This is a genomic window from Paraburkholderia oxyphila NBRC 105797, from assembly GCF_000685075.1.
GTDB classification, from domain to species: domain Bacteria; phylum Pseudomonadota; class Gammaproteobacteria; order Burkholderiales; family Burkholderiaceae; genus Paraburkholderia; species Paraburkholderia oxyphila.
The window spans coordinates 1-10805 of the sequence record NZ_BAYD01000189.1; the positions used below are offsets into that span (position 1 = coordinate 1).

Annotated in this window: 10 protein-coding genes; 5 read left to right on the forward strand and 5 right to left on the reverse strand. The window is 62.2% G+C overall.

Features of this window, described 5'->3' with window-relative positions; all coding sequences use genetic code 11:
• Positions 1–88: 88 nt before the first annotated feature.
• Positions 89–1279 carry an AAA family ATPase gene (locus BO1_RS47025; protein ID WP_028223510.1) on the reverse strand — a complete coding sequence of 397 codons (1191 nt, stop codon included), beginning with the start codon at positions 1277–1279 and terminating at the stop codon, positions 89–91.
• A 322-nt stretch (positions 1280–1601) separates the two neighbouring features.
• Between BO1_RS47025 and BO1_RS47030 the strand changes: the two genes are divergently transcribed.
• Positions 1602–2189: a winged helix DNA-binding protein gene (locus tag BO1_RS47030; RefSeq protein ID WP_028223511.1), complete on the forward strand. Its 588-nt coding sequence runs from the start codon at positions 1602–1604 to the stop codon at positions 2187–2189.
• A 38-nt stretch (positions 2190–2227) separates the two neighbouring features.
• Here BO1_RS47030 and BO1_RS47035 read toward each other — a convergent pair whose 3' ends face one another.
• Genes BO1_RS47035 through BO1_RS47050 form a run of 4 tightly spaced genes read right to left on the reverse strand, consistent with a single transcriptional unit; the run spans position 2228 to position 7402 of the window.
• The gene (locus tag BO1_RS47035) at positions 2228–3625 is read right to left on the reverse strand and encodes an amidase (protein WP_028223512.1); all 1398 of its coding nucleotides are present in this window, start codon (positions 3623–3625) and stop codon (positions 2228–2230) included.
• 27 nt (positions 3626–3652) lie between these two features.
• Positions 3653–4978, reverse strand: coding sequence for a M20 family metallopeptidase (locus BO1_RS47040; protein ID WP_028223513.1), 1326 nt, complete (start codon positions 4976–4978; stop codon positions 3653–3655).
• A 27-nt stretch (positions 4979–5005) separates the two neighbouring features.
• Entirely contained in the window at positions 5006–6028 is a 1023-nt protein-coding gene (locus BO1_RS47045; protein ID WP_028223514.1) for a ring-hydroxylating dioxygenase ferredoxin reductase family protein, read from the reverse strand.
• Between the two features lie 24 nt (positions 6029–6052).
• A complete protein-coding gene (locus BO1_RS47050) occupies positions 6053–7402 on the reverse strand; it encodes a Rieske 2Fe-2S domain-containing protein (RefSeq protein ID WP_028223515.1) in 1350 nt (449 codons plus the stop codon).
• Positions 7403–7799: 397 nt separating this feature from the next.
• Here BO1_RS47050 and BO1_RS47055 point away from each other — a divergent pair, with 397 nt between their 5' ends.
• The 4 genes from BO1_RS47055 to BO1_RS47070 form a co-directional block, all read left to right on the forward strand.
• Complete coding sequence (locus tag BO1_RS47055) at positions 7800–8897, forward strand: alcohol dehydrogenase catalytic domain-containing protein (protein ID WP_028223516.1); 1098 nt, start codon at positions 7800–7802, stop codon at positions 8895–8897.
• A 29-nt stretch (positions 8898–8926) separates the two neighbouring features.
• Positions 8927–9463 carry a cupin domain-containing protein gene (locus tag BO1_RS47060; RefSeq protein WP_028223517.1) on the forward strand — a complete coding sequence of 179 codons (537 nt, stop codon included), beginning with the start codon at positions 8927–8929 and terminating at the stop codon, positions 9461–9463.
• Positions 9464–9498: 35 nt separating this feature from the next.
• Positions 9499–10011, forward strand: coding sequence for a bacteriohemerythrin (locus BO1_RS47065; protein ID WP_028223518.1), 513 nt, complete (start codon positions 9499–9501; stop codon positions 10009–10011).
• A 64-nt stretch (positions 10012–10075) separates the two neighbouring features.
• The coding region (locus BO1_RS47070) for a porin (RefSeq protein ID WP_043289113.1) at positions 10076–10805 on the forward strand (730 nt) is incomplete at its 3' end.

Sequence of the window (10805 nt, forward strand, 5' to 3'; positions counted from 1 at the left end):
GACCGCCGCCCGCCGCATCGAACAGCCACGCCGACGGGCAGTGCACGGTTGGGAACCGGGCTTGCTCGCCAATTGGCAGGAATCCTGCTCATCCGGTGGACTGCTGGCTGATGAGGTCCGGGTCTGGCGCTAGCATGAGTAACTGGTCCTTGCGCGCCTGCTTCACAAATGGGTCGGTGACTTCGTAGCGTCCGTGATCCTTGCGCATGACAAGGTTGGCGTCCGACAGTGCGGCAAGAGCGGTTTGGACCTCGGTCGACGTCACTTCCCGCCCCAGTGCCTTGCTGTAGTCTTCGAGTGCCTTTGCGGAGTACAAGCCTTTGGCGGTGTCCTTCGCTGCGCAGATCCGCGAAAACACTTCGCCCGGCAGGCTGCCGAGTTGCTCGAGTCGGGCGAGCTCGATGTCGCCGGCCGACACCTTCAGGGCGTTGACGATGATGGGTAGCTGCGTATCCGCTGGAACGCTGCGATCGGCGGCGCGCAGTGCCTGGAACGCCTTGGTGATCTCCTCCGGCTTTGAGCCAAGCTGCTCGAATGCCGCGGTCGCCACCGGTAGCGAGGGGGTCATCTCCAGAAGCTGCGGCCGGATCTGCTCCAGCATGAACTGGACGTAGTCGGCCCCGAGCACCGGGAATTCGCGCGACTCGGCGCCCTGGAATGCCTGGTTTCCACGAACGACCAGCTCCTGCACCTGGGCACGATGAGACCCGGTGCCGATGAAGATGAACCGGCCAGGCGTATCGAGGCGCTTGTTGACCGCTTCGCGGGCTGCCTTCAGCGCGAACAACAGATCGCTGCCTTGCGTCGTGCCCAGGGTGTGCTGGACTTCGTCGATGATCAGGACGACGTTGGCGCGGGCCTCATCGACCAGTTCCGTGATGGCCTCGGCGAGCGGCGCACCATTCGGTTTCCCGAGCTGGTCCAGCTTGACGCCAAACTTGAAGCCGCCAGCGCCCACCTCGATGTGAGAGAGGGCTTTCAGTCTGGAAAGCAGGGCAGACTGCGATGTGCTCAGGTCCTGCAGCGTTTTGCGAATCTCTGCAATGACGAGATCAGCCGGGTTGGCCTGGGGTTGTGCCCAGAGGTCGACGTAGATGACGATCGCGCCCTGTTTCTCGAGCTCGGGGATCAAGTCGTACTTGAGAAAGGTTGTCTTGCCGACGCGCCGGGGGCCCGAAATGAAGAGCCCGGACTGCAGCGTCTGGTCGAGCGGGCCGGGGTGGAGGAGTTGATGAGCCATGGCCGCAGCCAGCTCGGTACGGTGGAAGGTGAAGCTCATGGTTTTTGGGGAAAATTATGTGATGGCCATAATTATGGTGTTGGCATAATTTCCTGTAAAGCCGGACGCGAACTGTTGGCCCTTGGCCGCCGCGGCCAAAGAGGCGGATGAGCCCGGACCTGATGGAATACGCGCTTGTTGCTGAAACCGCGCCCCGAGACCGAATGATTGATAAACTATCGATCGCAAATCAGTGGATGATCGATTTAATATCGCCTGACGGTTGCCGTTTTGCCCAAACATGACTGATGGGAGTGAAAGCCCTATCCAACGGATATGTGGGGACCGGGCAGGCGGGGCGTATCGTTATTCGGATCGAGAAATGGAACCAAAATTCTATCGCGGGTGGCATCTCGCAAAGTCGGAAATGGAGTACCAGGCGACCGAATTCGAGTGGTCGCTGATACGCTTTTACGAGGCGTTTTCACGCTTCGTGCTAACGACGGGCATGATCACGATCGCGGCAGACGTCGACATCAAGTATCAGGAGCACGTCATCCTGCACGTCATCCGCATGCAGGAGCGGCCCAAGAACAGCGCGACGATCGCGCGTCTGATGAACCGGGATGACATTCCCAACATCCAGTACAGCCTCAGAAAGCTCGAATCGGCTGGCCTGATCGAAAAGCACAAGGACAACAACGGCAAAACGTACTCGTACGTGGCGAGCGAACTGGGCGTCAAGCTCACTGACGAATATTACAAGGTCCGCCAGGAAATCCTCGTCAAGCGCCTCGAGGAAATTGCCGATGTCGAGGAGAAGTTTGAAAAGGGCGCGCGCTTCATGTCGCTGCTCACGGGTATTTACGAAGAGGCGGCGCGCGATTCAGCGACCATCACGCCGCAGATCGTCGAAACGGCACCCAAACCCAAACCCGCTCGCAAGACGCGCAAGGCAGCGGAGGACTGACGCGCGTTGTCTGCGGCGCCGAGTCCTCCGGCGGCGGTTCAGATGCCCGGATGTGCGTTGTGCCACTGGGTGGCGCGCTGAAACGCCATGCCTGCGCGGCACAGCGCGGCTTCGCCGCCGTGTGGCGCGATGAACTGGAAGCCGATCGGCATGCCTGTGGAGGTCAGGCCGCACGGCAGCGCCATGCTCGGGTGCCCCGTCGAATTGAACGGCGCGGTGAACTGGATCAGGCGTGCATTGAGATCCGGGTCCTGTGCCAGCGCCCCGAGTTGCTCGTGCGTCGGCGCCGCAAACGGCTGCACGGGTGCGACCAGCAGATCGATCTCGCTCATCACCTTGTTGACCCTGCCGCGCAGCGCTGCACGATTCAACAGCACCCGCTGATAGCGCGCGGCGCTGGTCTCGTGCCCTAACTCGATCAGGCGGGTCAATGCCGGACCGTACTCCGAGGCCAGGCGCGGAAAGGTGTCGGCGTGCGCGAGCGCGACTTGTACGCCGCAATCTTCCTGCCATTCGTCCACCACCGTGCGGACCGCCGGGAAGCGCACCTCGCGAATCTCGGCGCCGAGATCCAGAAGCACCTTGAGCACGTGCTCGAGCGCCTCGACGATGACCGTATCGGTGCCCTCGGTATTCCAGGTCGGATCGATGCCAATGCGCAGGCCGCGCAGGTCCCCGGCCGGTTCGGGCAATGCGAGGTGCTCTTGCGGCAATGAGGTCGGGTCGAGCGAATCGTAGCCCGCGATCACGCCGAGCATCAGCGCGGCATCGGCCGCATTGCGCGCCATGGGTCCGACGTGATCGAGGCTGGCACCCAGTTCGAAGGCGCCATGACGGCTGACTCGTCCCCAGGTTGGTTTGATGCCGGTGAGGCCGTTGGCGGCCGACGGAAAACGGATCGAACCGCCGCTATCGGTGCCGAGCGCGCCGTAGCAAAGACCGGCGGCCGTGGCCACGCCCGAGCCGCTCGACGATGCACCGGCCCAGTGGTTGGCCCCCCACGGGTTGACGGGTTCCGCGACGCTCGGGTGGTGCGTAGCAAATGCACCCTCGGTCATCTGCAGCTTGCCCAGCACGACGGCGCCGGCTTCGCGCAGCCGCCGGACCACAGTCGCGTCTTCTGTCGGGACGAAGTCTTTGTGAATGGTCGTGCCTGCTGCGGTGGGCGCACCGGCCACCCAGAATAAATCCTTGATGCCGAGCGGGATGCCGTGCAGCGGGCCGACCGCCTCGCCCGCCATGACCTTGCGCTCGGCTTCTCTGGCGTCGGCCAGCGCCTGTTCGCGCATCACCCGCGCATAGCTGTGCAGCATCGGGTCGAGACGCTCGATGCGTTCGAGCATCGCCTCGGTGACTTCGACCGGCGAAACGTCTCGAGAGCGAATCATCTGCGCGAGCGTGCCGATGTCCAGATAGTGCAGATCAGAATGTGACATGATCGGATGAAACTCCGGACTGGAGGTTTAAAGGCCGAGTTCCGCGCGCGGACGGGTCAGCGTGTCGATCACCGCGTACATGATCTTTCGGGCACACGGCATCAGATCCGGGATATAGGTGGCGCCCATGCCGCCCAGGCCTTCGGCGAGCGGCTCGGGCGAACCCTCGGCGGGCCACGGCCAGCCGATCCGCGCGGTCGGGATGCCGAAACGTCGCAGCGCGGCGCCGTCGGTCTGGCCGCCCAGATAGTCAGGCGTGGGGTGCGTGCGCTGTTCGATGTGCTCCCAGCCGCGTCGCGCAGACTGGACGATCCAGTTGTCGGGCGAGGTGGTTCCGCCCGGCACCGAGCCGTACATTTCCCAGTCCAGATCGAAATCGGGGTGGCGCGCCTGCAGTCCCGCCATGAACGTTGCGAACTGTGCCTTGACCTCTCCCGGGCTCGTGCGCGGATTGATACGCACATCGAAGAAAATTTCCGTGACCGCCGAGGGGAAGGCCGGTCGCTCGGGCCAGCCACCCTGGACACCCGCGATCCAGCCATGTGGCTTGACTACGCCCGAGGTATTGCGTTCGGCGTACTCGATCAGCCACTGCTCGAGTTCAAGAACGACCTGCGCGGCCGGCACCACCGAGCTGCGGAAGCCTGGTGTGCCGCGCGGCACACCGGCATAGCCCAGCGTGCCCTTGACCTTGACCTTGAACCAGCCCATGCCCGGCTCCTCGTGATAGACCCAGTTCCACGGTTTCATCACGATTGCGAAGTCCGGCGCCACACCGCGGCTCAGCAGATGCGTGACACCGGACGACATGCCCGCCTGATCGCGCGCAGCCACGTCGACCGGCATTCCGCCGTCGGCCATCGCGACCAGCAGGTCGCCCGTCAGCGGCACATCGGCTTCGATCAGCGCGTTCGCGACCTCGGTCAGTGTGGCGATCATGCCCTTCGGATTCGACGCGCCAAGCCCGAACACCCAGTCGCCGTCCATGCGTGCCCGGGGTTTCAGATCGACCGGGTCGGTGGGCCCGACCCAGGGACTATCGCTCTCGTCGCCTTCAAGGTGCGTATCGATCGGCGCATACAGCATCAGCGAGGCGCCGCCGCCGCTGCCGCGCTTTTCACCCACCACGTTGCCGGTGCGCTCGTTCATGCGGCGGTAGCTGGCGTTCATGCCGATATTGCCAAGATGGCGGGCCATGAATTCGCTGGCCTCGCGGGCCGCGCCGGTTGGACTGTGGATGTTGGTCAGTTCGTAGAGCAGCTGTTGCAGGCGACGCGGATCGAGCTTTGCGCAGGCACGCTCGTACCAGGTCTGCTGTGCGGCGGAGAAGGGTAATGGTGTCGTTGTCAGCACGGCTAGTCTCAGGAGTCGGGATCGCGGTCAGTTCGACGGCGAAAACTGTTCGGCGTAAATGTTTTCCGGTCGCAGGCCGAGCTCGGTGAGCCGGTGCGTGGCCGCTTCGATCATCCGCGGCGGGCCGCACAGATAGGCGACGGCATCGGCATGCAGCACGTCGTCGGCGCGCAGCGCATCGACCGGATTGCCGATCAGGTAGTCGCTGCCATCACCGCGGTCGACCGAAATGCGCGCATCGAGTTGGGGCAGCCAATGCTTGCGCAGTGCGATATCGTCGATGCCGAACAGCTGATCGGGCGTCGCACAGCCAAAACTCAGGAGTACGGGCGGTTTGCGTCCCGGCTTGCGGCGGATCGTGTCGATCATCGACAGGATTGGTGCGAGTCCGGTGCCGCCGGCCACCATGATGTGCGGCGCAGGCACTTTTTCGCGCAGATAGAAGTTGCCGAACGGGCCTTCGATCTCGAGCACGTCGTCGGGCTGCGCCTCGTTCTCGAGCCACGACGACATCACACCGTCCTCGAGCAGGCGCACCATCAGTTCGATTTTCGGCAGATCGGCCGAGGTGCTGGACGGCGAGTAGCTGCGCGTCACGTCGGTGCCCGGCACGCGCACCTGAATGAACTGGCCCGGACGGAAGTCGAGCCACGCGCCTTCGGCCAGTTCGAGGGTGACGCGCACGACATTGGTGGCGATCTTCTCGATACTATCGACGAAGGCATGCGCCTTGACAGCGCCGGTCGCGCCGACATCGCTCTCGTAGTTGAGCGATATCGTGCAGTCGGTTTGGGGTTCGGTCAGGCACAACAGGCGCTCGCCGGCGTCGAATTCGCTCTTCAGCAAGGTCGAACTCGCACCGGCGCGCATGCCGGCCCGGCCTTCCACCAGACGGCCCGTGCAGCTCGAGCACGAGCCAGAGCGGCACTGGTGGAGGACCGGAACTCCGGCGGCGAGAGCGGCATCGAGCACGCTCTCGCCCTGCTGTACGGCAACCGATGTCTCCTTTCCGTCGCGGAACTTCAGAGTGACATGATGAGTGGATGACATACGGAGTCCTCAGTACAAGCTGGATTAATTCTCTTCTTCGATCTTCTCGACGAAGTAGGCCGGCGCCTTGCCTTCGGCAGTGCGCTTCATGCGGATGCTGCCCGCCTTGATCGCGCCGTCGACACCACGGCCCGGCTTGGCGATGCCGCGGTTCCAGCGTGAGGCCACCTTGCGCCACGTGATCGGCGAAACATCGGTGGCTACCAGCTGTTCGTTGTCCCAACCCGTTCCATCGGCGTAAAAGTCGTGCATCGCTTCGCGCGCATACAGGTCGCAGTCGTTGAAGCCGTGCAGGCACAGCGGCTTGTAGAAGTGTTCGAAGCGGTAGTCGAAAGCCTTGCGCTCCTTTTCGGTCGGGCACACGCGCACCAGCACTTCCCAGTATTCGTAGGTGTCGTCGGTGATCGGCACGTACCACTCGTACTGCACGACATGCTCTTCCGGCCAGTTCTCAACCATCAGCACGCCCGGCAGGAACACCGAGGTGCGGTACGGACGGGCCACCGGGTTGTCGATCTCGAGGCCGACCTTCTCGTTCTTGAGAACGGGGTTCCACTTCTCGGTGAACAGCCACTGCACGAGACCCTTCGGACCGTTCTCGTCCTCGACGGTGGCAATGCAGTCGTCCGCGGTCGGCACGATGCCGAGCGGCAGCACCCAGTCCTTGGCGTGAATGATCGCGTTGTCCTTGTGAACGAGGATGTGGGCGTTATCGAAGCCGTTCTCGCAGGCGATACGCCAGTTGGCGAAGCCGGTGCGGTGCATGCCGCGCACGACCACGTCCTTGTCGAGCAGGCTCGGGGCCGAAGGCCACAGCGGGTGCGGGAAGCGCTCGTCGTTGTCCGGGAAGCGGATCGGCAGGTCTTCGGAGAGCGGCGGCACCTCTTCGAGCGGGAAGTCGTCTTCGCGCACGAACACGAAGATCATGCCGGCCACTTCTTCAACCGGGTAGGTCGTCACGCCGGTGGTGCCGATCAGCTTGTCATCGGGATTGCCTGCGATGGTCGAGAGCTTGCCGTCCTTGAGGTCGAACGTGAAGCCGTGATACCAGCAACTGATGGTGTCCCTGGTCAGGCACATCGGCTTGGCCGACATACGCACGCCTCGGTGCACGCACTGGTCCCTCAGTGCATAGATCTTGCCGTCGACGCGGCGCAGAACGATGGGGATACCGCAGATCTGGATGCCTTCGACCGCATCCTCGGCGAGTTCGTTGCTGAACAGCGCCGGATACCAGTGGTTGACGAAACCCCAGGCAGCGTCCTTGTACGGCTGGTACTGACTTTGGACCTTGGCGTCGTTGACGCGTGAATCGCTGATGTCGTTCAGACGCGGGCCGCTGCTGCGACGGCGGACGATGGGCGTATCGCTCATGACGTGTATCTCCTGACTTTTATCGATTGGGCGGCGCTTCGTAGCTGGCGACGAGCGCCTGTTTCCGGACAGCTGAACACGTCCGCTGACGCGGTTCATGTTCGAGGCTGTGGCGAAGACTACGAAAAAATAAATTGACAGTCAATTTGTGTTCAATCAATGTGCGAGGCATGTTCAATGAGAAATCTATTGATCATATAAAAGAAGCCTGTCGAAAAGCCTTGCTGGACGGCGTTGGCAGCGATGCGGTGAGGTTCTTCCGCAAGCAGGGGCACAAGTGGCGTCGGGGTTTATCCCGAGGGCATGTGAAGACTCCGGGCAGGTCGGAGCACCCGGCACCGATGAGGATTTACCCCAATCAAACAACAGGAGACACCCAATGAGTACAACCCAATCCATGCGCGCCATGCGTGTTCATGATTCAAGCGGACGTTTTGTCCTTGACACGATCCCCCGCCCCAGGCTGCTGCGCCCGACCGATGTGCTGGTTCAGGTGAAAGCGTCCGGCGTGGTGCCGAATCTGCGCAACGTGATGAGCCATTACGGCGACCGCGCCTATCTCACGGTGCCGGACCTGCCGGCAATCTATGGCCTCGATACTGCGGGTGTCGTGGCGGAGGTCGGCAGTGCGGTGACAGGGCTGACGCCGGGCGACCGCGTCTATATCAATCCGGGACGTTCGTGCGGTTCGTGCCATGCATGCCGTGTCGGAGAGCCGATCCATTGCGAGGCGTATACGTTCCAGGGCTACTTCGGCTTTGGCCCGAAATCGAAAAAGATCTACGAGCAATATCCGTATGGCGGCTTTTGCGAGTACGCGACGGCGCCCGCCGATGGCCTGGTCAAGCTGCCCGAAGCGGTGAGCTTTGAGACGGCTGCGCGATTTGGTTACCTCGGCACGGCGTATGCCGGTTTGCGCAAGGGTGGTGTCCGTGCGGGGCGCACGGTGTTGATCGTCGGGGCAACCGGCACGCTGGGACTTGGCGCCACGCAGATTGCGCGTGCCATGGGGGCGACCCGCATCTTGTGCGTGGCGCGCAACGAAGCGCTGCTGGCACGTGTTCAGGCACTCGATCCTCGTCGCATCCGTACGTTCTCCTATGGAACAGGGTCGATGGCTGAATGGGCTCACCAGGAAACAGAGGGCATGGGTGTCGATGTCGTGATCGACGCCATCGGGCCGGGCTCGCCGCACCAGGTCACGCGCGACGCGATCGGCACCTTGCGTCGCGGCGGAAAACTGGTCGAGATCGGTTCGATGACGGATCCGTTGCCGATCAATATGCACGAGATGATGTGCTCGGCAATCAGCCTGATCGGCTCTGTGTGGTTCACGGTGGGGGAGGGGCAGGATCTCGCGAACATGATCGCGGCCGGCACGCTTGAACTCGACATGTTCGAGCACCACCGCTACCCGCTTGATCAGGCCAATGAAGCATTGTCGGATGCGGAAAAGCGCGCGGGCGGCTTTGTCAACGTCGTGATCTGCCAATAACCCATTCCACGGATATCAAGGAGAACGCCATGGTGAGACGTATCGTGACCGGCGAGAAGGACGGTAAATCAGTAGTCCTGTCAGATGGTCAAGCGGAAATGCGGCATGCCTATGCGGCGGTTCCAGGTTTCGAGACCACGCAAGTGTGGGCGACCCTTCAGGGTGTCGCCTCGCTGCCGCATGCCGGCGGCGATCCTGTGGTCAGCCTGGATTCGGTGATTCCCGACCCGCACGGCACGCGTTTCATGATCGTGCAATTTCCTCCCGACAGCGTGATGACCACGCCGGATTTCGATCCGGCTGCTGCGGGTGCCGAGTACGCGGCGAATCTGCCAGGCCTGGCTGAATGCTTCGAGCCCGATGGCTCGGGCTTCCATCGCACCACCTCGGTGGACTACGACATCATCCTGGCCGGCGAACTGACGCTCGAACTCGACGATGGTCAGGTACGCCATCTGAAGGCGGGCGATATCGTGATTCAGAACGGTACCCGCCATGCATGGCGAAATAGCAGCGAGGAGCCGGCCGTGATGGCCGCGATCCTGATTGGCGCTGACCGCAAGTAAGGCTCGGCAGGAGACATGAAGTGGGAACGCAAACGATGAGTCAACAGGTCGAACACCGTCCACACCCTGCGCAGCACCCGCCGCGCGCCGTAGTCGACAAGCTTGAATGGAGCAGTGCGATGCTGCTTGGGCATGCGCCGATCGACGATGCCCATAAGGAATTCGTCGAAGTGGTCATGGCCTTGCGGGAATGCACCCGGCAGACTGCATTGGTCCGCCTGCAGGCCGTGGAGGCACATCTGCTGTCCCACTTCGCGACCGAGCACGAGTGGATGAAGAAGACCGACTTCCCGGCCATGGAGTGTCATCTGGACGAGCATCAAAAGGTGCTCGATGCGGTACAGCAGGTGAACGCATTGGCGGCGGTCGGCGACGTCGGATTAACGGACGTCAGGCGACTTGCTCAGGCGTTGATCGACTGGTTCCCCGGGCATGCGGACTATATGGACTCCGCATTATCGGCTTGGGTCAACAAGAAGTTGCATGGCGGTGCGCCTGTCGTGCTGCGTCGTGATCTACAGGTCGAAACGCCGGCCGTCACGCTTTAAAGGCGGGACATCCATACCCGCGCAGTTTTTAGATATAGATGAAATACGGAGACAAAGGTTGAATATGCAAAAGAAGCTTGTGAAAACGGCGCTGGCTGGTTCGGCCCTGTGCTTCGCCGTCGCGGCGCAAGCACAGAGTAGTGTGACGCTGTACGGCATCGTCGACGCCGGCGTGCTGTATCTGAGCAAGACCCAGAATGCCACGGGCGGCAATGGCGGCAAATTCTTCGGTTTTACCGACAGTGGCCAGATGCCATCGCTGTTTGGCCTGAAGGGAGATGAGGATCTCGGCGGCGGTTTGCATGCCGAGTTCAAACTTGAAAGCGGCATCAACATCGCCAACGGGGGTTTCAACGATTCGAACGGAAACTTTTTCGGACGTCAGGCATGGGTCGGTCTGCGAGGCAACTTCGGTACGGTGCGAGCTGGTCTGCAGTATTCACCGTTCTTCGATGCGGTATACGCGCTCGATCCGCGCAATATGTCGCAGCTCGGTAGCTCCCTCGTGCCGTTCATCAACAATACGGTCGTCACCGGCATCTTCAGCGCCAATGCGGTGACCTACACGAGTCCGGTTCTGGCGGGTTTTCAAGGCAGTCTGATGTATGCGCTGGGTGGAGTGGCGGGAGACTTCCAGGCGGGGCGTGCGTATTCGGCCAACCTTTCGTACCACTGGAGCGGGCTGGGTGTATTTGCAGCCTACTACAACGGCAATACGGGCCCCTCCGTATCGCCGTTGCCCTCGACGCTGGGGATGATCGGCCGCACCCTGGGCGCCAGCTATACGTTCGGCT